A 23,493-nucleotide genomic window follows, 5' to 3' on the forward strand; every position below is an offset into this window, starting at 1 on the left:
CATGGACGCCGAGCGAGAATTAACGGTACTCTTGTGAATACCTCAGTACCGATGGTGGTACCGATAAGGAGGCTTCCATGAGCGTGGACCGACTCCTCCCCACCCAAGAGGCCGAGGACCTCATCGCGCTGACCCGCGATATCGCCGACAAGGAGCTCGCGCCCCGGGCCGACCGGTACGAGCGCCGGGAGACCTACCCGGAAGGGCTGTTCACGACCTTGGGCAAGGCCGGTCTGCTCGGCCTCCCCTACCCCGAGGAGTTCGGCGGCGGCGGTCAGCCGTACGAGGTCTATCTCCAGGTCCTCGAGGAGCTGGCGGCCCGGTGGGCCGCGGTCGCCGTGGCCACCAGCGTGCACGGCCTCGCCTGCTTCCCGCTGGCCACCTTCGGCACCGAGGAGCAGCGGCAGCGGTGGCTGCCCGGCATGCTCACGGGAGAGGCCGTGGGCGGCTACAGCCTCTCCGAGCCGCAGGCCGGCTCCGACGCCGCCGCCCTGACCTGCCGCGCCGACAAGGAGGGCGACGGCTACCGGATCACCGGCACCAAGGCCTGGATCACCCACGGCGGGCGCGCCGACTTCTACGCACTGTTCGCGCGCACCGGCGAGGGCAGCCACGGCGTCTCCTGCCTGCTCGCCCCCGGCCGGGCCGACGGCCTGTCGTTCGGCAAGCCGGAGGAGAAGATGGGCCTGCACGCCATCCCCACCACCACCGCCCACTGGGACGGCGCGCTGCTCGACCACGACCGCCTCATCGGCGCCGAGGGCCAGGGTCTCCAGATCGCCTTCAGCGCGCTCGACTCCGGCCGGCTCGGCATCGCCGCCTGTGCCACCGGGCTCGCCCAGGCCGCCCTCGACGTCGCCGTCGACTACGCCAACGAGCGCACCACCTTCGGAAAGAAGATCATCGACCATCAGGGCCTCGGGTTCCTGCTCGCCGACATGGCCGCCGCCGTCGACTCCGCCCGCGCGACCTACCTCGACGCCGCTCGCCGCCGCGACCTCGGCCGTCCCTACAGCCGGCAGGCCAGCGTCGCCAAGCTCATCGCCACCGACGCCGCCATGAAGGTCACCACCGACGCCGTCCAGGTCCTCGGCGGCTATGGCTACACCCGTGACTTCCCGGTCGAGCGCTATATGCGCGAGGCCAAGATCATGCAGATATTCGAGGGCACGAACCAGATCCAGCGCCTGGTCATCAGCCGCGGCTTCGCCCGCTGACCCCGCCCCGTCCCGGCGAGGACGTGGTGCGGGGAGTCTGGGTGCGGGGAGTCTGGGTGCGGTAGCTGTGGCCGAGTTCCGGGCCGAGTCCGAAGTAGTGCCGGAAGTTGTAGATGAGCGGGCTCCAGGCGGCCGGGTCGATGTAGTCGGTGCCGGGCACGACGATCCGCGGGTCGGCGTGGACCTTCGCCACCCCGGCCTCGACGATGACGAATTCCCCGGCGACGTCCGGCCGCACCCGCTCGGCGCGGGCCTCCAGCTGGACGGGGCATTCGGCGACGCGAGGCGGCCGGACCACATGGGACGGCTCCTCGGTCAGGCCGGCCGCACCGAACTTGTCCGGTACGAATCGGCACCCCTCCGCCTTGGTCGGGGGCACCGGGTTCCGGCCGGTCAGCGGCGCCAGCCGCTCCACCGCCCGCCACTGGCCCGGGGCGGGCAGATTGATCACCAGCTCGGGCCGGCTGCGCAGGTTCCGGGCCGTCTGTCCGTCACGGCCCAGCCCGAGCACCACCGTGTGCCCCAGCGCCCACGCGGAGGAGATCGGGGCGAGATTGGCCGAGCCGTCCCCGTTCTCCGTCGACAGGAGCACCACGGGTGTCCCGAAGTACAGGACACTGGGCTCGATCGCCATGTGGCGGGCGGCCTCCCGTGCGGTGTGCCGGGGTGCGGTGTGCTGGGCTGCCGTGCGCTGGGGTGCGGTGTGCTGGGGTGCGGTGTTCATGGCGTGGAGCCTAGGAGCCGGACGTTTCGGCGGCCGCCGAAGACCGGATGACCGGTTCCGGGGCGGTGTCGACGACCGGCCGCCGGGCTTTGTGTACCGGCCCTCGAGCGGGACACGGGAGGCTGTGAGGACCGCCGGGGCAGCGGCCCCGCCGTCCTCGAACGGAGTCGACCATGGCCTATACGCTCGACCCCGAGCTCGCCGCGGTGCTGCGAGTCCTCGCCGAGCAGAGCGGTCCCACTCCCCCTCCCCCGCCCGAGCGCGACGACTGGCGGGCGCTGCGCGCCCGGGGCACCGCCTCGATGGCGTGGCTGGCCTCCCTGCTCCCCGCCTATCCCTCCGGCTATCCCCTGGTGAAGGCGGTCTCGCACACCGTGCGCTCCCGGGACGGGGCGGAGATCCTCGTCCGCTGGTACGAGAAGGCCGACTCCACGCCCGGATCCGCGGTCGTCTACGCCCACGGCGGAGGGATGATCGCCGGCAGCGTCGACCTCTACGACTCCGTCATCGCCGGATACGTCGAGGCGACCGGGGTGCCGTTCCTGTCCGTGGACTACCGCCTGGCCCCCGACGGGGCCACCGGCACCGGCCCGGTCGAGGACGTGTTCGCCGCGCTGGCCTGGCTGTCCGAGCGGTCGGCCGGGTTCGGGGTCGACCCCGGTCGCATCGCCGTCATGGGGGACAGCGCCGGGGGCGGGCTCGCCGCGGGCACGGCGGTCCTCGCCCGGGACCGAGGGATTCCGCCCGCTCGTCAAATCCTGCTCTATCCCATGCTCGACGACCGCAACCTCACCCCGGACCCCCTGCTGTCGCCCTATGTCGCCTGGACCTGGGACGACAACTGGACCGGCTGGCACGCCCTGCTCGGCGAGGCGTTCGGCACCGACGACGTGCCGCCGGCGGCGGCGCCGGCCCGGGTCGCCTCCGTCGAGGGGCTGGCGCCCGCCTATGTCGAGGTCGGAGAGCTCGACATCTTCCGCGCCGAGGCCGTCGGCTACGCCCAGCGGCTCGCCGACGCCGACGTCCCCGCCGAACTGCATGTCCACAGCGGGGCCATCCATGAGTACGACCGTCTCGCCCCCGACTCTCTCCTGGCGCGCCGGGCCATGGCCGACCGCCGGCGGGTGATCTCCGCGCTGTGAGCCCGTTCCGGGGCGGAGCCGGGACCTGGTCAGGCTCCCCGCTCCGGGTCGTTCCGCCGGTCCGCCGCGCTCTCACGCAGGGAGCCGATAAAGGCCCCGGCGGCGGGGGGGGAGGGCGTGGTCGGCCATGCGGACGCTGGATGCGGCGGGCGGCCGCGGCGGGGGCACGCTGACGCCGGGCCGGATGCCTTCCAGGGCCAGGGCCGGGGCCCTGCGCCACGGCCAGACCGGCGGCCACCATGGCCCACGCCTCCTGGTCGTCATGTGTCTCATAGGCGATCTGCGGTGCGCAGTCGACCGCCCGGCAGCCGCGGACCAGGGCCTCGGCCGCCGGATGGCGGTCGGCACGGTCCCCCACGGGCGCTGCGCACGGTCACCGCGCCTCCGGGTGGGTGTCGCGGAAGGCGATGACGGCGGGCGGCAGCAGCCAGGCGCCCGCTCCCCGCGGTCGGCCAGGGCGCGTGCGGTGGCGGTCGCCGAACCGCGCCGGGCCACCTGGGCGAAGGGCGGAATGCCCGTCCCCGCCATCGGCTGCGCCGGGCAGGCATGGTGTCCGCCCTCTCGGGCATCCGATGATCAAGCCGGTCCGGCCCAATGGCACGACAAAGGGGACGTCAACGTGAGCATCGTCAGCTGGATCATCCTCGGCCTGCTCGCCGGGGTGATCGCCAAGATCCTTCTCCCCGGACGTGACCCCGGCGGGCTGGTCGGTACCACGGTCATCGGCATCGCGGGGGCGTTCGTGGGCGGGTGGATTTCCGCGCGGTTCTTCGACCGTCCGGTCCAGAGGGAGTTCTACGACCCCACCACCTGGGGCGCGGCGATCGGCGGCGCCTTCGTCCTGCTGGTCGTCTACCGCCTTCTGTTCGGCCATTCACGGAACTGACGGCTGACGCTGACGGCTGACGGCGCCACCCGGCACAGGGGCGGGCGCGGGGCGTCAGGACGCCGTCGCGCCCGCGAGCCGGCGGATCGTACGGGCGGAGGGGGATCCGGGGTCGGCCGTGATCAGGACCACCTCCTGGTCGTCCTCGGGCACGAGCAGCACATCGCAGTTCAGCCGGAGCGGGCCGGCCGTGGGGTGGGCGACGGTCTTGGACCGGTGTCCGGGTGCGTGGACCGGACGCTCCTCCCAGATCTGCCGGAACTCCTCGCTGCCGGCGCGCAGTTCGCCCAGCAGTCCGGTGAGCGCCGCGTCATGGGGGTAGCGGTCGGCGGCCCGGCGCAGCCGTGCGACCACGATGTGTCCGAACTCCTCGGCGCTGGAGCTCTCGTACGCGTGGCCCTGGCCCAGGAAGCGGCGGCGGGCGAGGTTGGGGTGGCGGCCGAGGTCGTCGCCGAACAGGGCCTGCGCCAGCGGGTTCCAGGCGATCACGTCGTAGGCGGCGTCGGTGACGATCGCCCCGGTGTCGGGCAGCCGCCGCAGCAGCTGGGCGACGTGCGGACGCACCCGCCGCACCGCCCGGACGCCCGGCGGCGCGCTCGTCCCCGCGAGCCGGAACAGGTGGCTGCGCTCGGCGGGCGCGAGCCGCAGCGCCTGCGCGAGCCCGTCCAGGATGCGTGGTGACGGCCGGGGGCCCCGGGCCTGTTCGAGGCGGGTGTAGTAGTCGACCGACATATGGGCCAGCTCCGCCACCTCCTCCCGCCGCAGCCCCGGAGTGCGGCGGTGCGGGTCGGCGGGCAGACCGATGTCCTGGGGGCGCAGTCCCTCGCGGCGGTCCCGCAGGAAGCGGGCCAGTTCCTGTCTCGCCATGCTGCCTCCTTCGGCTGCCTGGTACAGGTTGTCCCTGGCAGGGTCGGCATGGCCAGGGAATCGTTGCTGTCATGAACGATCGCACAGCACTGGTCACCGGTGCCAACAAGGGCATCGGCAAGGAGATCGCACGCCAGCTCGTCGCCGAGGGCTTCACCGTCCACGTGGGGTCCCGCGACGCCGAACGGGGGCGGCGGGCCGTCCAGGAGATCGGCGGCGACGCCCGGCTCCTGGTGCTCGACGTGACCGACCCCGACAGCATCGCCACGGCCGCGGCGCGGGTGGAGCGGCTGGACGTGCTGGTCAACAACGCGGGCATCATGGTGGACGGCAAGACGGCGCCCGAGGCGGACCTCGACAGCTTCCGCCGGACCTACGAGACGAACGTCTTCGGTGTGCTCGCCGTCACCAACGCCTTTCTGCCGGCCCTGCGCCGCTCGGCGGCGCCCCGGATCGTCAATGTCTCCAGCGGCACCGGCTCGCTGACCTGGAGCGCGGATCCGGAGCACCAGTTCGCCGTCGCCGCCGGATCGGCTGCGGCCTACCGCTCGTCCAAGACCGCTCTGAACGCCCTGACCCTCTTCTCCGCGCAGACCCTGGCCGCCGAGGGGTTCAAGGTCAACGCGCTGGCCCCCGGGCTGCGCAGCACCGATCTGAACGCCCGCGCCGCCGCGAGCGACGGTGACCCGGCCGAGGGCGCGGCGGGCGCGGTCCGGCTCGCCCTCCTCCCGGACACCGGGCCCACCGGCGGCTTCTTCTCCTGGGACGGCACACCGGCGGCCTGGTAGACCGCCGGTGTCACGCGGACCGCGCGGCGGCGGGTGCGCCGCCGCGCGGTGTCCGCCGCCGGTCCCGTCGGCTCGGGTCAGTCGGCGGAGAGCTGGGTGTTCGGCACCCGCCAGGCGGCGATCACGAAGGCGATCAGCGCCACCGCGGCGCCGGCGAGGAAGACCACGCGCATGGCGCTGACATAGCCCTCCAGGAACGGCTGCGCCACGCCCGGGTCGAGGTGGCCGAGGAAGGCCGAGTCCTCCAGGTTCACCCCGCCGTCGGCCCGCACGACACCCTTCAGCGCGTCGGCGTTCGCCGGTTCCTCGGCGAGCCTGCGGAACGACGCGTCCTGACGGGCGGCGGCCCAGTGCTCGCTGATCCGGGAACCGGCCAGGGAGAAGAGGATGGACAGGAAGGCGGCGGCGCCCACTGTGCCGCCGTTGGAGCGGAAGAAGTTCACCGACGCGGTGGCCGCTCCCATGTCCCGGCCGGGCACCTCGGACTGGGCCAGTGTGGTGATCGTCTGCATCGCCGCGCCGAGGCCCGCCCCCATGAACAGCATGCCGATGGAGACGTACCACAGTGGGCTGTCGTCCCGCAGCGTGGCGAAGACCAGCATGGCGACGGTGAGCGAGCCGACGCCCGCCACCAGATGGACCTTGAACCGGCCGGTCCGGGACATCAGCCGGCCCACCACCAGGGTCACCGTCACGTTCGCCGCCATGGTCGGCAGCGTGGCCAGGCCCGCCCCCATCGGGCTCATCCCCTTGGCCAGCTGGAGATAGAGCGGAAGCGTGGTCATGGCGCCGAACATGGCGATGCCCACGGTGAAGTGCAGCACGGTGCCGAGCCGGAACGCGCGGATGCGGAACAGCCGGACCGGCAGCAGCGCGGCGTCTCCCATCCGCCGCTCCAGCAGGACGAAGGAGACCAGGCCGGCCAGCCCGATCGCGTACATCGTCAGCGCCCGCGGCGAACCCCAGCCCCAGCCGCGCCCCTGTTCGGCGACGAGGAGCAGCGGCACGATCCCGACCGCGAGGGTCAGCGCCCCGCCGTAGTCCAGGCGGTGGCGTACGGGGCGGTGGGGTACGTGCAGCACGCGCAGGATCACCACGATGGCGAGGATCGCCAGCGGCACGTTGACCAGGAAGATCCAGCGCCATCCGTCGATGCCCAGCAGGCTGGCGCGCTCGGCGAACACCCCGCCCACCAGGGGGCCGACCACGCTGGAACTGGCGAACACCGCCGTGATGTAGCCCTGGTAGCGGCCGCGCTCCCGGGGCGAGGTGATGTCGGCGATGATCGTCATGGCGAGGGACATCAGCCCGCCACCGCCGAGTCCCTGGACCGCCCGGAAGGCCGCGAGCTGGTGGATGGAGGTGGCGAACCCGCACAGCAGCGATCCGAAGGTGAACAGCACGATCGCGCTCAGATAGACCGGCCGGCGGCCGTAGATGTCGGACAGCTTCCCGTACAGCGGGGTGACGATGGTGGCGGTGACGAGGTAGGCGGTGGTCACCCACGCCTGGGCGGTGAGGCCGTGCAGATCGTCGGCGATGGTGCGCAGCGCCGAGGAGACCACGGTCTGGTCGAGCGCGGCGAGGAACATGCCGAGCACCAGCCCGGACAGCACGGTGACGACCTGACGGTGCGTCAGCCGGGCCGGGGCCTCGGGCTCGGTGGTGGTGGATGAGGACGACATACGTACTACCTGCGTACCTTCTCTGCCGCGCGTGGGAAGCGGGGGAAACGCCGCGCGTGGGGGGAGCGGGGGAAACCGGGGCCGGAGCCCGGACGCGGGGTCCGGGCTCCGGCGGCGGGGTGTTATCCGGCGATCTTCTCCAGGTCGGGGACCGCGCTCTCGATCTCCGGCAGCGCCAGCATCTCCAGCCGCGCCCGGCGGGCCGTGGCCCGGATGCCGTCGTCGGCCAGCACCTCACGGCAGGCGGTGGCGATGCCGTCCGGTGTGGTGTCGGTGATGTGCCGGCCGAGGCCGAGCTCCTGGACCCGCCGTGCGTTGCCGGGCTGATCGCCGAACTGGGGCAGCACCGCCAGCGGGGTCGCGGTGCGCATCGCTTCGCGGATGCTGTTGAAACCGCCGTGGGTGAGGAACAGGTCCACGGATTCCAGCAGCAGGGGCTGCGGCAGCCGGTCGGTGATGTGCACGTGCGCGGGCACCCCGTCGGTGTCCACGGGGATGCCGGAGGTGGAGAGGACGACGGTGCACCCCTCCAGTTGCGATACGCCCTGGACCATGGCGCGCAGCGTGTCCACCGGGTCCGGCATCGGCATGACCGACGCGGAGGCGTCCTCGCGTGCCTGGTCGCGGATCATGGGCAACGCGGTGCCGATGGCGGCGAACACCATCGGGCGGTCGGTGGGCAGTTCGGCGACCCAGCGCGGCAGCACGGCACCGCGGTCCACGTCCACCGTCTGCCGGTAGGCCCAGGACGCCGGCAGGTGCTGGGAGAAGGAGAAGGCCGGCGGTACGTAGTCGATGCGTCCGTGCGGGACGAGTGACGCCGGGTCGTCCGAGGTGGCCAGTCCGTGCCGGTCCCGCAGGGCGTTGAGACCCGGCAGCAGCACCGCCGGATCATAGGTGTTGGCGCTCCCGGACGGGGTGGACAGCTGGGGTATGCCGAGGGTTTCGGCGACGAGGCAGGAGCCGAGGTCCATGCCGTCGCGGAGAATGAGGTCGGGGCGGAAGTCGCGGGCCAGCGGGAGCACGGCGTCCAGCAGCGTGGAGGCCATCTGGCCGGACAGGACCTTGGTGATGACGCGCACCTGGAACGCCTGCCGCTCCTGGGCCTCCATCCGGTCCAGGTCCGGCGGACCGTCGGGGCCGGCCTCCTCGGCCAGCGCGGAGCCGAGGAAGGTTCCCGGGTTGAGGTCGTCGAAGCCCGCGGTCACCCGCACATCGTCGCGTTCGAAGACGGGGGCGAGGGTGGGGGTGGTGACCACCAGCACCTGGTGGCCGGCCGCCGCGAGGGCTCGGGCCAGGGGGAGCTGGGCGCGGCCGTGGGAGGGGCTGCCGAGCGTGGTGAACAGAACCCGCAACGCAGGGGCCTTTCTGTGGGAAGGGTCTCGGGTCGAGAGGATGGAGCGGGAATTCCCGAAAGTGGTCAGCGCGCCATCGCGGGCGTGCGGCCGATGCCCTCACAGGTCAGTCCGGCGCGGCGCAGCTCGTCCGGGTCCAGCAGGTTGCGGAAGTCGTAGACGACCGGGGTCTCCAGCAGTCCGGCGAGGTGCTCCCAGTCGAGGTCGCGGAACTCCGGCCACTCGGTGAGGACCAGGCAGGCGCGCGCTCCCCGCAGGGCTTCCTCGGGAGTGTCCGCGATCGTGAGCAGATCGCTGAGATCGGGGCGGGTCTCGCTGAGCGCGGGGTCGTAGGCGTGGAGTTCGGCGCCGCGCTCCTTGAGCAGCCGGGCGATGGCCAGGGCCGGCGAGTCGCGCAGATCGGAGGTGCCCGCCTTGAAGGCCAGGCCCAGCACGGCCAGCCGTACCCCGTGCAGCGAGCCGTCGCCCGGGGTGCACCCGGCCACCACTCGCTCCACGAGCAGCCGCTGGTGTTCGACGTTGGTCTCGATGGTGGCGCGCAGCAGCGGGAACTCCACGCCCGACTCCTGGCAGATCGTCAGCAGGGCGTGGGTGTCCTTGGGCAGGCAGGAGCCACCCCATCCGGGGCCCGGCTTGAGGAAGGCCGAGCCGATGCGGGGGTCGTGGCCGATACCGGCCAGCACATCGTCCACCTCGGCGCCGAAGTGCTCGCACAGGGTGGCGAGGTTGTTGGCGAAGGAGAGCTTCATGGCCAGGAAGAAGTTGGCCGCGTACTTGGCGAGTTCGGCGCCCGCGGCGTCGGTGAGCACCAGCGGGGCGTCGAGCCCGGCGTAGAGGTCGGCCACCCGCCGCGCCGCGTCCCGGTCGGCGGCGCCGACCACGATGCGGTCGGGGTTGAGGAAGTCGCGCACCGCGTAACCCTCGCGGAGGAACTCCGGGTTGCTCACCACGGTCACGTCGGGGCGGTCCAGCAGGGCCGCGACGCGCTCGGCGGTGCCGACGGGCACGGTGGACTTGTTCACCACCACGCTGCCGTGCGGCAGATCCGTGCGGATCTCGTCCGCCACGGCCTCGACGGCGGCCAGGTCGGCGGCGCCGCCGACGCCCATCGGGGTCGGCAGGCACAGGAACACCACGTCGGCGTCGGCGACCGCGGCCCGGGTGTCCTGGACGAACTCCAGCCGCCCGGAGTCCAGTCCCTCCCGGACCAGTTCGGGCAGGCGGGGTTCGAGGATGTCGACCTGTCCGCGGCTCAGCCGTTCGACCTTGTTGCGGTCGGTGTCCGCGCACACCACTCGATGGCCGAGCGAGGCCAGGCAGGCGCCGGTGGTCAGTCCGACGTAGCCGGTGCCCACCACGGCGACGCGTCGTATCTGCAAGGGGATCACCACTTCTGCTGAGGGGGGTTCAGCGGGTAGCCAAAGTCACCACGCGTTGACAAAACATAACGCGTCGGCCCTGATCTTGGTCAACATGTGATGACAAGAAGGGATGACTTCTGGACATGCGCCACTGAACCGGCAGCATGGAGGGACGGTCCAGGCGGAGGTTACGACAGGTGAACAGAGCAGATGACGCGCGACGAGGCGATGCCCTCCCCCCGCGTCCCCGCAAATACGACGCGGCGGGCACGCGCACCGCGCTGCTGAGCGCCGCGGCGCTGCGGTTCGCGCGATACGGCTACGACGGCTGCGGCGTGCGCGACATCGCCAAGGACGCCGGAGTGGACGCCGCCCTGGTCTACCGCTATTTCGGCTCAAAAAAGGGGCTGTTCGACACCGTGTCGGGAAACACCGCCAGTGTGTTCGAACCATTGCGCCATCTGCCGCTGGACGAGGTGTCGGGGTGGATCTGCGAGCTCGTCTCCAAGGCGCCCACGGAGGAGCAGGCCCCGCATCCGCTGCTGACCAAGCTGCGCTCCGCCAACCGGGAGGAGAGCCTGGGGCGGCTCCGCGAGGACATCGCCGAGGTGTTCTCGGAGCGGTTCGCCCGGCGTCTGGGGGGCGAGGACGCCGAGGTGCGGGCGGAGTTGCTGGGGGCGTGGATGATGGGCATCACCCTCATGCGCCTGTCCATCCGCTCACCGGCGCTGTCCGCCGCGTCGCACGACACACTGTTGCGCTACCTCCAGGCGGGTCTCGACCCGCTGCTGCACACGTGCTGCCCCGAGGCCGGCAACGAGGGTGGTGGCGAGGGCCGCTGACCCTCTCCCCGTTCCGGCCCCGGGGCAGCGGAAGCCGGCGTGGCGGCGGCTACACGTTGGGCACGCGCAGCTTGTCCCAGCTGGCCCTGCCGGGAACGCCGTCCGCGTCGTCGCCGGAGTAGCCCAGTTTGCGCTGCCAGGCCGCGTAGGACGTACGGTCCGCCTCGGTCCACTCGGGGCCCGGCCCCTCCTCGTAGCGTCCGCAGCCCTCGGCCACCAGCCGCTTGCCCATGGCCGTGATGATCTTGCTTTCGCGGCCGGTACGGAAGAAGCCGGCGCCCGGGAACGGCTCGTAGCCGGCCGGTGGTTGGGGAGCGGGGCCGTCCGGCTTGGCGCCGAGCCGCTTGGCGATGCGGCCGCGCATGGTGTCCATCGAGAAGCCACGCGGGTCCACCTTGCCCGGCTGCCACTCCAGATGACCGATCACCGAGCGCTCGGTCCAGCCGTGGGCACGGCAGATGGCCGCGGACACCTTCTCGATCGCCAGCTTCTGCGCCTCCGGCCAGGGGTCCTCGCCATCGCCGAGGTTGACGCACTCGAAACCGTAGAAGTGGCGGTTGCCGTCGGTGTCGGCCTCGTTGTCACGGGGCAGCGCGGACTCGTTGACGACGGCTTCGAGCACATCGCCGTCGCCGAGCCCCGCGTGGTTGGCGCGGCCGTTGCCGACCAGGTGGACCGCGCCGGACTTGTCGATGACGCCGTGGCACAGCGGCCCCGGCAGCGAGGAGTGTCCCTCGTAGCACAGCTCCACGGAGGAGGCCGTGCCCTGGGTGACGGTGTGATGGATCATCACCCCGTTGACCGGGCCCCAGGGGCCCTTGGCGTTGCGGTGGTGAGTGCGCCAGTCGCGGTACTCGTGGACGTCCAGTCCCTCGTCGCGCAGCGCCTTGAGCAGACGGTCGGCGGTGAGCGGTGTGGCCATGGTGATGTGCTCCTTAGGGGTGGGGCATGGTGATGTACGGATGCGCGGGGCGGGGGCTCGATCGGTCCCGCACCGGGCCTACGCCTCCTCGGCCCTGGCCTCGGCCTCCGCTTCGGCCTCCGCCGCGAGCGCCGCCGCGTCCGCTGCCGGGGCGGGCGTGGCCAGCGGCCCGAACACCATCCGCAGATCCAGCTCCGCCTGCTCGGCCGTCACCCACGCCAGTGGCGCGTAGTGCACCTCGATCCCGGCCGGGGGCTGGAGCAGCGGTGTGCGGGCCGCGTTCACCGGCCACTCCACGGCGCCCGTGGCGGTACGGGCCGGGATCAGCCAGTGGTCCCCGGCGCGGTAGGTGCCATCGGCGGCGAAGTACACCTCGACCCCGTCCTCCAGCGGCAGCCAGCGGCCCTCCTCGACCCGCAGCGCACCGCGCTTCAGCCGCGCCGCCGCGCCCTTGCGGGGGCGCCGGGTGCCCTCCCGGTGGTCCCAGCGGCGCAGGAACGGCCGCAGCTCAGGGCGGCGCCCGACCCCCGGCTCCGGCTCACCGGACAGCCGCACCCGCCGCCCCGGCGGATCGACCTCCTCCACCCGCAGCAGCGGCAGCGGTTCACCACGGCTGGTGGAGGCCGTGTCCGCGAACTCCACCAGGTCCCCGACGTTCAGATCCAGCTTGTCGTCGCCGCCCAGGGTCGCCAACTCCACCCAGGTGCCGTCCAGTTCGTCGACCGGGAAGACCACCGAGCCGTTCTCCCGCGACCACTTGAAGGTCGCCTCCCGCGCCGTGCCGCCCTCGTGGATCTCCACCCGGTACAGCTGGTTCTCCGGCCCCCGGTAGCGGGCGTCCGGCCGCACCGGACAAGGGTCCTGGTCCGCGTGTTCCGGCCGCTCGGCGCGGGCCGCCAGCCGGGACGCGGGCGCCGTCGCCTTCCCCGCCCACGCCTCGAACGCCTTGCCGACCTGGTCCTTGGTCGCCCCGTCCGGGTTCTCCAGCCCCAGGGCCGAGCCCTCCAGCGGCAGCACCTGCCAGACCACCTTGACCCGCGCCGCCGTGTCCGGCATCGCCGGGCCGAGGGCCACCTCGCGCAGCGCCGGGTCCTCGGCCGCGGAGACCGACCGCTCCCACACCTTGAGGCAGACCAGGAACGGCCGCTGCTCCGGCAGCCGGTCGCCCGGCCGCTCCGGGTCCCGGTAGGCGTCCGGCTGGTCCCAGTAGGTCCAGGTGGCGGGCGGCTCGTCCGGTTCGGACGCGTCCGCCTCGCCCTCCTTGCCCGGGGCCCCTTCCGGCGCCTCGTCGTCGACCGCGGCGGCGGGCCGCGGCCGGGTCGCGTCGCACAGGATGCCGTCGACGTAGTAGCGGCCGCCCTCGATGATCAGGTCGTCCAGATCGCGGCTGCCGCCCTTGAAGGTGATGTGGAAACCGGCGTCCGCGGCCGGGCCGCCGTGCCGCCCGATCAGATCGGCGGCGAGCGTACGGGCCTGGTGGAGCTGGATGGCGGTCTGCTCGTTGGCGTCGGCGTCGAGCTGGACGCGGCCCTGCTGGGCGACGACCGCGGAGTAGTGCCGCTCGGGCCGGAAGGTGAGCCGGGACAGATCGGCGTACATGGCAGGGGTCCCCCTCGATCAGGTTGGGAAGTCTGGCGGGCGCGGGCTCAGGCGAGTGGGCCGGGTTCGGCGGTGTCAGGTCGGCTCAGGTCACGGCGATGACTCCGGCGTCCGTACCGGCCGGTGTGTACTCCGCGAGCCGTGCCCGCAGGCTGTCCTCGCGCTGCGGCTGGTACAGGTCGTGGAAGGCGCCCATCTCGGCGCCGTCCTCGGCGCCCCGGCGGATCTCCTCCGCGCATCCGGCCGCCAGCTGCCCGTACACCGGCGTCCCGTACCGCTCGCCGCTGAACCGCGGCCGCACCCGCCCCGCCTCCTCGGCCCCCACCAGGTCCGGCTGGCAGCGGTAGCGGCGCGGAGTGCGCGAGCCCGGCGGCACATAGCTGAACCGCAGACACCCGATCCCGCGCCGCGCCACGTGCATCCGCCCGGTGAAGAGGCTGTTCTCGCCGATCTCGACGGCGTGGGTGTGCACTTCGCCGATGACGGTGGTGCGGTGGGCGTGCAGTACGGCGTGGGCGTGGCGGCAGTCCGGGGCGGCCAGCGCCGGGCGGTCGTGCCCGGTGGCGTCCAGGATGGAGTCGCGGATGTGCAGGGCGAGCGGGTCGGTGTGCACCTCCTCGCCGATGACCTCGATGGTGCCGAGGACGCTGTGCTCGATCTGGACGCAGGCGGTGGTGCGCTCCAGGACCAGGCTGGGCTCGTCGGGCGAGCGCGGCGCGCACTCCGGCTCCAGGGACCAGCCGGGGACGAGTGTGCAGTGGCGCAGCACCAGGGTGCCGACCGGCCCGGTGACGTTGAGGCCGCGCCCCGCGATCAGCAGCCCGTCCAGCACGATGCGCGGCGCCGCGCCACCGGTGTGCCCGCCGTCCTCCCGCGCCCGGATGTTGAGCGCGTCGGGGCGGTTGCTGTACCAGTCCAGCAGCCGGATCACCGGCCGGGTCCCCTCGGCGGCGCGCAGTTCGAGCCGGTCGCCGGGGTCCAGGTCGAAGTCCAGCTGCTCCTGGTAGGCGCCGCTGTGGGTGATCTCGATGATGCCCTCGGGGCCGCATCGCCCGCCCCGCCGGTCGTGCCGCCACTGCCGGTACGCGTCCATGATCCGCTGGTGGGCGCGGCCCGGCCCGACCCGGTAGACCGCCGCGTCCGGGGCGGTCTCGCGGTCGTCCCGGTCGTACTCCCCGCCGCCCATGTCGTCGGGGTACGCGTAGTGGTAGGTGACCCATACGCCGTGGCGCGGTGCCGTGCGCGAGCCGAAGGCGATCCGGCCGAGCTCGGGGTCGACGACCACCTGACCGCGCCCCGCCCGGTAGCGCCAGTCCGTCAGATCGGCCACCACGATGTCCGACGGCGGCACGGGCTCGTCGTGGCCGTCCCGCCGGATGGAAAAGCTCTTACCGGGCCCGTAGTAGTCGAGCAACCGGTCCGCGAGCTGCCTGCGGCGGATGGCGGCGGGCACGTTGTCCATGGTGGCGATGTGGGCGGCCGACGGCTCGGGTTCGGGGCGGGTCACCAGCGGGGTGTCGTTGCCGAGGATGGAGAACGTGTAGAGGTTGCGGGCCCGGTCCACGCAGTACGCGGGCGCGTGCCGCACGCGGTACGGCTTGAGCCGCCACACGAACAGCCCGACCCCGGCCGGGGTATGACCGCCCTGCCCGCGCCGGGAGCCCGCGCGCCGTACGTCCACCGAGCGCGCCACCGTCCCGAACGGCCCGCCCGCCAGGTCCAGCGCCGCCCCGTCCCGCAGATCGGCGAGCCGGCCGCGGGAGAGCCTGCGGAGGTCGGCCGCCGCGCCGCCCGTCCCCCCGTACAGCCTGACCGGCTGGTGGTGTGCGGTGAGCCGGGAGAACTCCACGGCGCGGGCGGGCCATCCGGCCACCGACACGGACAGCTCCTCCAGCAGCGCGAGCGTGCCCTTGCGCCGCCGGTTGGCGACGGTGGCGGCGACGTCCCGGCGCGGTGCCAGCGCCTCGGCCAGCAGCCGTGGCCGGGACGCGTCCGGCGGCCGGCCGTGGCGCAGTCCGGTGACCAGGACCCGCTCGTAGCCGGGCAGCGGGCGGTAGCCGACCAGATCGCCCAGGTAGGGCAGCACCCATGCGGCGGCGGTCTCCACGAACCAGTCGTCGTAACTTTGCTCGACCCCCTCGCGTACCCGGTCCACCTGTTCGGCGAGTACGGCGAGCAGGGCGCGCAGGGGCTCGCCCGCCTCCTCGTCCCTGAGGCGGTGCCACTGCGGAAGCAGTTCCGCCAGCCCGTCCGGCTCCCTGCTCATGAGGTGACCTCCGTAAGGATCAGCGTGTCCGGGACGTCCGGTGAGAACAGCGCGAGCCGCGCCGGGCGGATGCCGCGGAAGACGGACACCGAGCGGCCCCGGGGAAGCCGGCGGGTGTCGGTGATGTCGGGGTTGAGGCGCAGCAGTTCGGCGAGCGGGATGCCGTGGCGCCCGGCGATGTCGGTGAGCGTCTCGCCGTCCGGCGCGGTGACCCGGTAGGTGTCCTCGGCGTACTCGGCGGACCGGGCGGGAACCACGGCGCTGGGCTCGGTGAGCCGGGCGGCCGCCTCGGCCAGTTGCCGCGGGGTGCTGGAGGCCGGGACACCGGTGAAGACGTCCACGTCCACGTAGTCCACACCGGGCACCGAGTGGGCGGTGGCGAGCACCTCGGAGAGCACCGCCGGCTGCCCCAGCTCCCGGCCCGGATAGCCCAGTTCGCGCAGGAGTGCCTGGCGCAGGCGGGGTTCGACCAGCTCCCAGGCGTGGTCCGGCGCCACTTTCACCCGCGCCACCAGCACCAGCAGCACCAGCTCGCGCACCTGCACCCGGACCGGCAGCCGGGCGTCGCCGTAGGCGGCCAGTGCGGAGCGCAGGGCGCGCAGCACCTCCGCGTCCTCGCCGATCGGCGCGTCGTCCACACCGGCCACCGTCACATGGAGCACCGTGCGCCGCCCGTCGAAGAGTTCACGGGCGGCGGCGCGGCCGATGCCCGCGCGGGACCGGGCGAAGTCCTCGTAGTCCTGGAGGGACACCAGCCGGTCCAGCGCGGAGACCGCGAGCGGGATGGTGCGGCGGGTCATCCCGGGGCCGTCGCCGTCCGCGCCACCGGTGGCGGGCTGCGGGTTGGTGACGGCGGTGACACCGAGGGGCCGGGTCAGGGCCTGGGTGATGCGGTCCGCGGGGACGTTGGCGGCCGCTCCGGTGCCGAAGCGGTAGCGGGCCCGGACGTTCTCGTGGCCGCTGGGCAGCCGCGCACCGTGCACCCCGTCGCCGAAGGTCACCGTGGTCCGTCCGTCCCCGGTGGTGCCGGTGACGTACACGCGCTCCCGCGGGCCGCGGCCGGCCAGGCTGTCCACCCGGTGCCAGAGCAGCCCGTCGACCCGCACCTCCAGGGCGGGGACGGCACCCAGCGGGTTGTCGGCGGGGAGCCAGGTCAGCGGCGACTGCCACAGCGTGAAGCTCTGGTGGGCCAGGGCCGGGTCACCGCTGCCGATGGGCTCGTCGCGGCTCTCGCCGTGGGTGGCGGGCACGACGTTGCCCTGGACGCGGACCGTCTCCCGCCGGTAGCGGTGGGCCAGGTCGGCGGTGAGGGTGAGGGTGGTGTGGACGTGGTCGCCGGGGAGTTCCGGGTCGACCCGCTGGTCCACGGCGGCGATCACCGCGAGTTCGGTGCCCCGGACACCGCTCGCCCGGATGTCGGTGCGCTCACCGGAGACGACGATCCGGCGGCCGGGCCGCAGCCCGTCGTACAGCTCGGCGAGTTCGATCTCGTTGCCGTGCACATCCTCGCCCAGCGGCTCGTCCGCCGGGCGCAGCGGCTCCGCGCCCGCGTGCACGGTGGTGTCGCGGATGGCGGAGAGCACCACGTCGTGTTCGTCGAGCCAGGGGTCGGCGAGCGTCAGCTGGGTGCCCCGGCCGGTGATGCCGTAGTTGGTGTACGCGGCGGTGCGTACGGCGGTGACGCGGGTGGTGACGAGGGCGAGCTCGCGGTCGCCGGGGATGCCGTCCGGCTCGCCGGAGCCCTTGCGGGGGCGCTCGATGGCCACCCAGCTGCCGACCGTGATGGAGTCCTGGACCGAATCCAGCGGCAGGACATAGCGGTTGGCGGGCTCGGGCACGGTCGCGATGCCGATCTCGACGGCGGCGGGCTCGCTGCCGGAGGTGTACCGCAGCGTCAGTTCGTGGCTTCCGTAGGTGATCTGTTTCGGTGCTTCGCCCCGGCTCAGCATCCACTGCCGCTGCTCGCCACCGTCCACGACCACGTGCACCCGCCCGTCCTCGGCGGGCCGGGACACGAACAGGGTGAGCGCGGGCAGACCGGGCAGCAGCGTGGCGGTGACCCCGGGCTCCTGGGAGTCGGTGGGGCGGCTCCTGAGCCAGCCCAGGTCGTGGTCCTGGCCGGTGCGGGTGGACAGTCGGACCTTTCCGGGGCCGAGGTCGAACTCGGCGCTCTGCGGCAGGTTCTCGGTGCGCTGCCACGACGTCCCGGTCTCGATGTGCTGGAACTCCGCCTTCACCGGCACCTTGCCCGCTGTGTCGTAGACGATCCGCACCGCGGTCAGCTCACCTCCGGTCAGCGGCCAGTCGGTCTGCCGGATGACCCGGCCCCGGTCGTCCTGCACGGGCTTGAGCGGCGCCGTCGCCCCGAAGGGCGCCGCCGTCACCCGCAGGGCGAGCAGCTCGCGCAGGAGCGCGGGAGCGGTGGCCTTCGACGGTGCGGCGGCGGCCGGGGCGGCCCGGCGCCACGCCGCGTACATCCCGCTCTCCAGCCGCGGATCGAGGGTGGACAGCAGCCCGGCGGCCACGTCGGACCCCGGCCCGAAGAGCCGCCGCGGATCGTGCGCCGCCGTGGCGCGGGCGCCGGACGGGGGCCGTACCACGCGGGTGCGCAGGGCGGGGAGCACGGCGCCGAGCGCGGTCGCGGCCGCGAGGCCGTGCGCGGACTCGGCGGCGGTGGCCGAGAGGGGCTCGGCGGTGGGCCGGTCCTCGGCGAGCTGGGACCTCGGCCGCACCTCGGCGGGCCCGGCGGCGGCCAGCTCCCCGGCCCGCTCCCCCAGGTCGCCGATCACCGCTTCCAGTCGCTCGAACCAGGCGGCGACCTCCGCGTACGGGGCGGCCAGCACCTGTGCCTCCGCCAACCGGTCATGGGGTTCGGCGAGCCGCCGGACGAGCTGGCCGGGCGTGGTGATCCCGTCCAGATCGCCTCGTAGCGGCGCCAGGACCTGCGCGTCGAACTCCTCGATCAGACGGCTGACGGGGCGCGGCGCGGGGTGGTCCGGCACGGGCTCGGCGTCCCCCCGGTCGTCCGGGTCCTCGTCCGCCTCCGGGTCGGTGATCCACCGGCGTACCTCGTCCACCAGCTCCTTCAGGGAGGGCGGGGCGGACCGCGGCAGTCCGATCGCCGTCACGTCCTCCTCGCGGTCGACGGTCACCCGCGCGACCGGCAGCAGCATCCGGCCGCCGCTCCCGGACTCCGGTGTCCCGTCGAAGACGAAGAGCAGCTTGTCGCCGGCGGTCAGCCCGAGCGCGGTCCCGGACACCAGCAGTTCCGACCGGCGCTCCAGGTCGCCGGGGCCGATCAGGGCCGGGCAACGGCGGCGCACCGCCAGTTCGTTCCAGGCCCAGCGGGCCGTCAGATCCTCACTGGTCTGATAAGTCTGTGACTCCTCGTCGGAGGCCGCCGGGACGCTGTGGCTGATGGCCCCGCGCGGAATCGTCACCACGACGTCCTCGGCGCGCGGATCCCGGTCCAGGGTGTAGGCGAGGTGGGTGTCGGCGGCCACGCCCGGCCGTGGCACATGCCCGACCAGCCGTCCCAGGAGGGCGAGTGAGCGGTGGTCGTGCGCGGTGCGCAGATAGCCCTCGTCGGCGATCCGCTCGGAGTGGAAGGTGAGCAGGTCGGCCAGGACCGCCCAGGCGTCCAGCAGCCCGATGGCCGGGTCGTCCGGGGTGCGTACGGTCAGGCCGCGCAGCGCGGGGTAGGCGGGCGAGGCGAGCCGGTCGAGCATGGCGGCCAGGAAGGAGCCGTACTCGCCGACGCGGTAGTCCAGGGCGGTGCGGCCGGGCGGGTTGTGCGGGACGCCGGGGGCCGCCCGGCGCTCGTCGTGGCCGCCGCAGCCACAGCCGCAGGTGGTGGGGCGGTCGGGGCGGTCGAGGTGGTCGGGGTGGTCGCTCATCGGGCCCCCTTCAGCTCGATGACCAGGCGGCCGTTCTCGGGCCGGTCGGGGTCGTTGTCGCATTGGGCGATCTCCAGGGGACCGATGCGCAGGATGCCCTCCTCCAGCGCCTCGCCGTGTGTCGTCTCGTACGAGGTGCCGTCATCGGGCTCCTTCGGCCCCTCCAGCCCCTCGTGCCACAGCCGTCGCAACCGGGTGACCTCGACACCCAGCACCCCCGGCACCGCCGCGGCGACGGCCACCAGCCGGCTGAGCCGCACCGGTTCGCCGAAGGTCAGCGCGTCGGGGTGGAAGAAGCCGAGCCGCCCGCCGGGCAGCCGGTGGCGGCCCAGCACCCGGTACAGCTCGGCGAGGATCTGCCCGTGCTGGTGTCCGGGCGCGGCGCACACCGCGATCGCGATGTCCAGCGGCACGGCGCGGGCCGGACCGACCACCAGGTCGTGTCCGATGCGGCGGTAGCCCTCCAGGGCGTGCGCGACCGAGCCGAGGAGGGCGGGGGACGGTGCCCCGGTCCCGTGCGCGTCGACCGCGACATGGGCCTCCCGTACGCTGCCGGTCCAGCGGATCTCCGCCGCCGCGCGCCGGACGCCGGGCAGCTGGGCCGCGAGCGCCGCGTAGTCCTCGGCGGTGACGGCCCGCTGCCGGGTGCGCCTGAGGTCCAGCGGGGCGAGCCGGCGGACCTGCTCGACCGGTTCCGGTTCGGTGCCGCCGACGGCGGGGAGCGGGTTGCGCACCCCGGCCACGGGCATCGGCCGCCCGGTATCGGCGGCGTCCGGGTCCCGGCACAGCACGAGGTGGTTGATGGCCTCGGCCCCCACGTTGCCCGCCGTCCCGCCGCCCACCCGGTAGTGGGCCGCGAGGCGCGCCCCCGGCTCGGGCCTGGCGCCGTGCCGTCCGTCGCCGAAGCGCAGCGTGAGCCGCCCGTCGTCCGCCGGCTCCCCGACGAAGTGCCGGTCGCGGGGGCGGGAGTTCAGCAGATCGCGGCGCGGTGTCCAGGTGTGGTCCCCGTCGGTGAGGCGTACGGCGGGGAGCGCGGCCCGTGGGTCCTGGACGAGCGCGGCGGCCGGCCCGTGCAGCACCGGGTCCTCGGGGCGCAGTCCGGCCGCGTACGCCCGGCCCCAACTGTGCGCGATCTCCCAGGCGATGCGCTCGTCCAGGACGGTGCCCGACCGGGCCCTGGCGGTCAGGACGTCAAGGCGCCGCAGCTTGGCGTGGAGCAGCCGGTCGGAGCGGTGCAGCAGCTCGCGCAGGCCGCGCACGGGATGGCGGGCGAGTTCGAGGCGCTCCAGGACGCGCGGCCCGAACAGGACGGTGAGCTCGGCGATCTCCCCGTCGGAGAGCCCGTCGCGGTCGCGGGCAGCGCGCCACAGCTCCGTCAGCCGCCGCCGCACCCGGTCCGGGACGGCGGCCAGGCGCTCGGCCTGTCCGGCGGCGATGTGGCGGGGGTCGGGGAAGGGCACGGCCTGGGTGACGGGCGCGTGGTGCAGTACGGGCCGGAAGCGCGGCACGATGCCCGGGTAGACGGACTGGGCGAGCAGTGTCCGCAGCGCCTCGGCCTGGGCGTACGCGGTGCCGGGCACCACCTTCTCGCGCCGCTGCCCGGCCGACTCCAGCCCGATCCCGGCCCGGCCGGTCGCCTCCGGGCCGACCGTGGTGAACAGCCGCCGTACCTCGTCGGCGGTCAGCGGACGTCCGTGGCGGGTGGTGTCCAGCAGGGCGCCGATGAGCCGCGCGGGCGCGTTCCCGGCGTCCTTCTCGAAGCACCCGAACGCGGGAGGCGCGCAGGAGCCGACGACGGCCGGGACGGGCGGCACGGTGTGGACCTCCGGTGTGCCGCGGCAGAAGGTCAGCGAGCGGCCGTGGTCGACGAGCACCACATTGCCGCGCGCCACGCTCACGTCCTCGACGGGCGCGCAGTCCGTACCGCCCCTGGTGGCCAGGCACAGCGGGAAGGCGAGCGCGTCGTCCGAGGCCCAGGTGACCTCCAGTACGGGCTGTTCGGCCAGCCGGTCGACGGCGGGGGTGACGGAGGTGAGGCGCACGGCCTGCCGGTGGGACGGGTCCGCGTCGCCGGACGTACCGGAGCGCGGCCCCAGCACCTCCTCGAAGAGCAGCAGATCGCCGGGGCGCAGGTCGAGGGCGCGGGTCCGGCACTCCTCGTCGGTCCACTCGTCGCGCAACGTCGCGGACGTGGCGCCGCTCGGCAGCGAGCGCACCTCGCCGCCCCAGGTCCACAGGCGGACGCGGTTGTGTTCCGGCCGCAGCCGTAAGGGTTCATCGGGGACGACGGGCTCGAACACCTCCACCGACCCGCGTTCGTCGAGCGCGGCCAGCTCCCGGTCGTCCAGCACGGCCCCGATGTCCGGCCGGTCCAGCGGGCCGAGGTCGCGGACGTCGACGGCGGCGAAGCGGTACTCCCCGGGGCCCAGAGTCAGGGGCGCGGCCGTCTCCACGGTGACGAAGGCGCGCGCGTTGCAGCCCTCGTGCATCGGATAGTCGATGAGCCGCACATGGCGGCGTACGGACACCCGGCGGCGGGCGGTGTCGAGGTACGCCTCGGTGGCCACCGCGTCCTGCTGGTAGCTGATCCGGTCAGCGGTGTGGGCGAGCAGCTCGACCAGGGTGGTGCCCAGATCGGCGGCGTTGCGTTCGGTCCAGTCGGGGGTGGTGAGGCGGAGCCGGTCCAGGACGACCTGGCGGAGGGTGTCGTAGTCGCGGGCGGTGTAGTCGATGACGGGGGCGGGCGCGGGGCGGACGGCGGGCGGGCGGCCGGGCTCACCGGTCCCGCAGTCGAAGGGGGTCGGGCAGTCGGGCCGGAAGGTGAACTCGGCGGAGAAGTACCGCTGGTCGAAGCCGGGGAAGGGCTCGGTGCCGGGCCGCCCGTAGGGGTCGGTGCCGACGATGGAGAGCCGGTAGGCGGAGGTGTCCCCGGCGCGGTCCACGGTGACGTACAGCTTGTCGTCGAGCTCGGGGTCCTCCTCTCGCTCGACGGAGATCTCCAGGACCTCGATACCGGTGATCCGGCGGCCGCCGTCGACGCGTACGTTCTCCGGGCACAGGCCGTGCGGGGCCTTGCCGAGGAAGGTGACGGTGAGGGTGGTGCCCTGCTGGGTGCTGTCGCCGGCCTCGACGGCGTCGATGCCATGGAGGTGGGCGGCCCTGACGCGGCTGCGCCGCGACGCGGTGGCCGGGTCGCTCATGCGGCGCCCCTCCCCTCGAACACCTCGTCGCGCAGGCCGGCGGTGGAGCGCACCACGTACCGCAGATGGACGCGTACGACGTTCTCCTCGCTCACCACGTCCAGGGACGCCACCTCGATCAGCTCGCCGAGCCAGCGCTGCAACGACGCCTGGACGGACAGTTCGACGGCGGAGGCCAGCTCGGGGCTGGTGGGCGTGAAGACGAGGTCGAGGAGCCCGCACCCGAAGTCGGGCCGCATGACACGTTCGCCGGGACTGGTGAAGAGCAACTGCTCGATCAGATCGCGTACGTGGTCGTCGTGGTCGGCGTGCGCGGTCCGCCCGCGCCGGTCGATCCGGAACGGGAAGGCGATGTCGGTCCGTACGGTGCGCGTCCTCATCCGCACCTCACCCCCTGCCGCGCGGTGGGGACGACGGGTGGCCCCTGCGGCACGAGCCCCGCGCTGAAGCACTGTGCCGAGGAGGTGTCGAGCAGTACGGGCACGCCGTCGATCAGCACCCCGTCGCGGTCCGGAGTCCACCGGACGGTGGTGCACGGCGACGGGACGCGGTCGACGGTGTGCGGGCAGCCGACGACCGTGAAGGCGTCGTCGGCGGTCGGCACGGGCTGCCCGTCGAGCCGTACTCCGGACGCCGACGGCGCGGATACCGGCCGTACGCGTCCGCCGTGCGGGCAACTGATCACGGCGGTGTGGCTGACGAGATTCCCGGAATTCCCGGACACGTCCCTGGTCCCTCCCCGT

17 protein-coding genes are annotated in these 23,493 nt (G+C 73.6%); 5 read left to right on the forward strand and 12 right to left on the reverse strand.

The features are described from left to right. Positions 1-77: 77 nt before the first annotated feature. Positions 78-1,217 carry an acyl-CoA dehydrogenase family protein gene (locus PS467_RS05940; RefSeq protein WP_311034322.1) on the forward strand — a complete coding sequence of 380 codons (1,140 nt, stop codon included), beginning with the start codon at positions 78-80 and terminating at the stop codon, positions 1,215-1,217. On the opposite strand, the gene PS467_RS05945 is transcribed toward PS467_RS05940, so the two are convergent. Beyond that, positions 1,195-1,851 carry a flavin reductase family protein gene (locus PS467_RS05945; protein ID WP_311039769.1) on the reverse strand — a complete coding sequence of 219 codons (657 nt, stop codon included), beginning with the start codon at positions 1,849-1,851 and terminating at the stop codon, positions 1,195-1,197. The two genes, PS467_RS05940 and PS467_RS05945, sit on opposite strands and share 23 nt — an antisense overlap. A gap of 263 nt (positions 1,852-2,114) precedes the next feature. Between PS467_RS05945 and PS467_RS05950 the strand changes: the two genes are divergently transcribed. Next, complete coding sequence (locus PS467_RS05950; RefSeq protein WP_311034323.1) at positions 2,115-3,083, forward strand: alpha/beta hydrolase fold domain-containing protein; 969 nt, start codon at positions 2,115-2,117, stop codon at positions 3,081-3,083. 619 nt (positions 3,084-3,702) lie between these two features. Further along, positions 3,703-3,969, forward strand: coding sequence for a GlsB/YeaQ/YmgE family stress response membrane protein (locus tag PS467_RS05955; RefSeq protein ID WP_311034324.1), 267 nt, complete (start codon positions 3,703-3,705; stop codon positions 3,967-3,969). Positions 3,970-4,023: 54 nt separating this feature from the next. On the opposite strand, the gene PS467_RS05960 is transcribed toward PS467_RS05955, so the two are convergent. Next, positions 4,024-4,836: a helix-turn-helix transcriptional regulator gene (locus tag PS467_RS05960; RefSeq protein WP_311034325.1), complete on the reverse strand. Its 813-nt coding sequence runs from the start codon at positions 4,834-4,836 to the stop codon at positions 4,024-4,026. 71 nt (positions 4,837-4,907) lie between these two features. Here PS467_RS05960 and PS467_RS05965 point away from each other — a divergent pair, with 71 nt between their 5' ends. Next, positions 4,908-5,624, forward strand: coding sequence for an SDR family oxidoreductase (locus PS467_RS05965; protein ID WP_311034326.1), 717 nt, complete (start codon positions 4,908-4,910; stop codon positions 5,622-5,624). A gap of 77 nt (positions 5,625-5,701) precedes the next feature. Here PS467_RS05965 and PS467_RS05970 read toward each other — a convergent pair whose 3' ends face one another. The 3 genes from PS467_RS05970 to PS467_RS05980 form a co-directional block, all read right to left on the reverse strand. After that, entirely contained in the window at positions 5,702-7,309 is a 1,608-nt protein-coding gene (locus PS467_RS05970; RefSeq protein ID WP_268970423.1) for an MDR family MFS transporter, read from the reverse strand. A gap of 122 nt (positions 7,310-7,431) precedes the next feature. After that, entirely contained in the window at positions 7,432-8,664 is a 1,233-nt protein-coding gene (locus PS467_RS05975; protein ID WP_311034327.1) for a glycosyltransferase, read from the reverse strand. Positions 8,665-8,729: 65 nt separating this feature from the next. Further along, entirely contained in the window at positions 8,730-10,043 is a 1,314-nt protein-coding gene (locus PS467_RS05980) for a UDP-glucose dehydrogenase family protein (RefSeq protein WP_311034328.1), read from the reverse strand. A gap of 179 nt (positions 10,044-10,222) precedes the next feature. Here PS467_RS05980 and PS467_RS05985 point away from each other — a divergent pair, with 179 nt between their 5' ends. Next, positions 10,223-10,867: a TetR/AcrR family transcriptional regulator gene (locus PS467_RS05985; RefSeq protein ID WP_311034329.1), complete on the forward strand. Its 645-nt coding sequence runs from the start codon at positions 10,223-10,225 to the stop codon at positions 10,865-10,867. A 49-nt stretch (positions 10,868-10,916) separates the two neighbouring features. Here PS467_RS05985 and PS467_RS05990 read toward each other — a convergent pair whose 3' ends face one another. The 7 genes from PS467_RS05990 to PS467_RS06020 form a co-directional block, all read right to left on the reverse strand. Continuing rightward, positions 10,917-11,789 (reverse strand): peptidoglycan-binding protein, encoded by an 873-nt coding sequence (locus PS467_RS05990; protein WP_311034330.1) that lies wholly within the window; start codon positions 11,787-11,789, stop codon positions 10,917-10,919. Positions 11,790-11,867: 78 nt separating this feature from the next. Beyond that, positions 11,868-13,388: a DUF6519 domain-containing protein gene (locus PS467_RS05995; protein ID WP_311034331.1), complete on the reverse strand. Its 1,521-nt coding sequence runs from the start codon at positions 13,386-13,388 to the stop codon at positions 11,868-11,870. An 85-nt stretch (positions 13,389-13,473) separates the two neighbouring features. Further along, complete coding sequence (locus PS467_RS06000; protein ID WP_311034332.1) at positions 13,474-15,654, reverse strand: hypothetical protein; 2,181 nt, start codon at positions 15,652-15,654, stop codon at positions 13,474-13,476. Further along, a complete protein-coding gene (locus tag PS467_RS06005) occupies positions 15,651-19,550 on the reverse strand; it encodes a putative baseplate assembly protein (RefSeq protein ID WP_311034333.1) in 3,900 nt (1,299 codons plus the stop codon). The genes PS467_RS06000 and PS467_RS06005 overlap by 4 nt, the downstream gene beginning before the upstream one ends. Further along, positions 19,547-22,750 (reverse strand): putative baseplate assembly protein, encoded by a 3,204-nt coding sequence (locus tag PS467_RS06010; RefSeq protein WP_311034334.1) that lies wholly within the window; start codon positions 22,748-22,750, stop codon positions 19,547-19,549. The genes PS467_RS06005 and PS467_RS06010 overlap by 4 nt, the downstream gene beginning before the upstream one ends. After that, entirely contained in the window at positions 22,747-23,130 is a 384-nt protein-coding gene (locus PS467_RS06015) for a GPW/gp25 family protein (protein WP_311034335.1), read from the reverse strand. Before PS467_RS06015 ends, PS467_RS06010 begins: the two co-directional genes overlap by 4 nt. Continuing rightward, on the reverse strand, positions 23,127-23,474 hold the full coding sequence (locus PS467_RS06020; protein ID WP_311034336.1) for a hypothetical protein: 348 nt from the start codon (positions 23,472-23,474) through the stop codon (positions 23,127-23,129). Before PS467_RS06020 ends, PS467_RS06015 begins: the two co-directional genes overlap by 4 nt. Positions 23,475-23,493: the final 19 nt, after the last annotated feature.

This window comes from Streptomyces luomodiensis (assembly GCF_031679605.1).
In the GTDB taxonomy this organism is placed as follows: Bacteria; Actinomycetota; Actinomycetes; order Streptomycetales; family Streptomycetaceae; genus Streptomyces; species Streptomyces luomodiensis.

What these genes read in the sequence shown, in the direction of transcription:
- PS467_RS05950 (WP_311034323.1), top strand. Translation starts at nt 2,115, where the DNA reads ATGGCCTATACGCTCGACCCCGAGCTCGCCGCGGTGCTGCGAGTCCTC.
- PS467_RS05945 (WP_311039769.1), bottom strand. Translation starts at nt 1,851, where the DNA reads ATGGCGATCGAGCCCAGTGTCCTGTACTTCGGGACACCCGTGGTGCTC.
- PS467_RS05990 (WP_311034330.1), bottom strand. Translation starts at nt 11,789, where the DNA reads ATGGCCACACCGCTCACCGCCGACCGTCTGCTCAAGGCGCTGCGCGAC.
- PS467_RS05965 (WP_311034326.1), top strand. Translation starts at nt 4,908, where the DNA reads ATGAACGATCGCACAGCACTGGTCACCGGTGCCAACAAGGGCATCGGC.
- PS467_RS05940 (WP_311034322.1), top strand. Translation starts at nt 78, where the DNA reads ATGAGCGTGGACCGACTCCTCCCCACCCAAGAGGCCGAGGACCTCATC.
- PS467_RS06000 (WP_311034332.1), bottom strand. Translation starts at nt 15,654, where the DNA reads ATGAGCAGGGAGCCGGACGGGCTGGCGGAACTGCTTCCGCAGTGGCAC.
- PS467_RS05960 (WP_311034325.1), bottom strand. Translation starts at nt 4,836, where the DNA reads ATGGCGAGACAGGAACTGGCCCGCTTCCTGCGGGACCGCCGCGAGGGA.
- PS467_RS06015 (WP_311034335.1), bottom strand. Translation starts at nt 23,130, where the DNA reads ATGAGGACGCGCACCGTACGGACCGACATCGCCTTCCCGTTCCGGATC.
- PS467_RS05995 (WP_311034331.1), bottom strand. Translation starts at nt 13,388, where the DNA reads ATGTACGCCGATCTGTCCCGGCTCACCTTCCGGCCCGAGCGGCACTAC.
- PS467_RS05970 (WP_268970423.1), bottom strand. Translation starts at nt 7,309, where the DNA reads ATGTCGTCCTCATCCACCACCACCGAGCCCGAGGCCCCGGCCCGGCTG.
- PS467_RS06005 (WP_311034333.1), bottom strand. Translation starts at nt 19,550, where the DNA reads ATGAGCGACCACCCCGACCACCTCGACCGCCCCGACCGCCCCACCACC.
- PS467_RS06010 (WP_311034334.1), bottom strand. Translation starts at nt 22,750, where the DNA reads ATGAGCGACCCGGCCACCGCGTCGCGGCGCAGCCGCGTCAGGGCCGCC.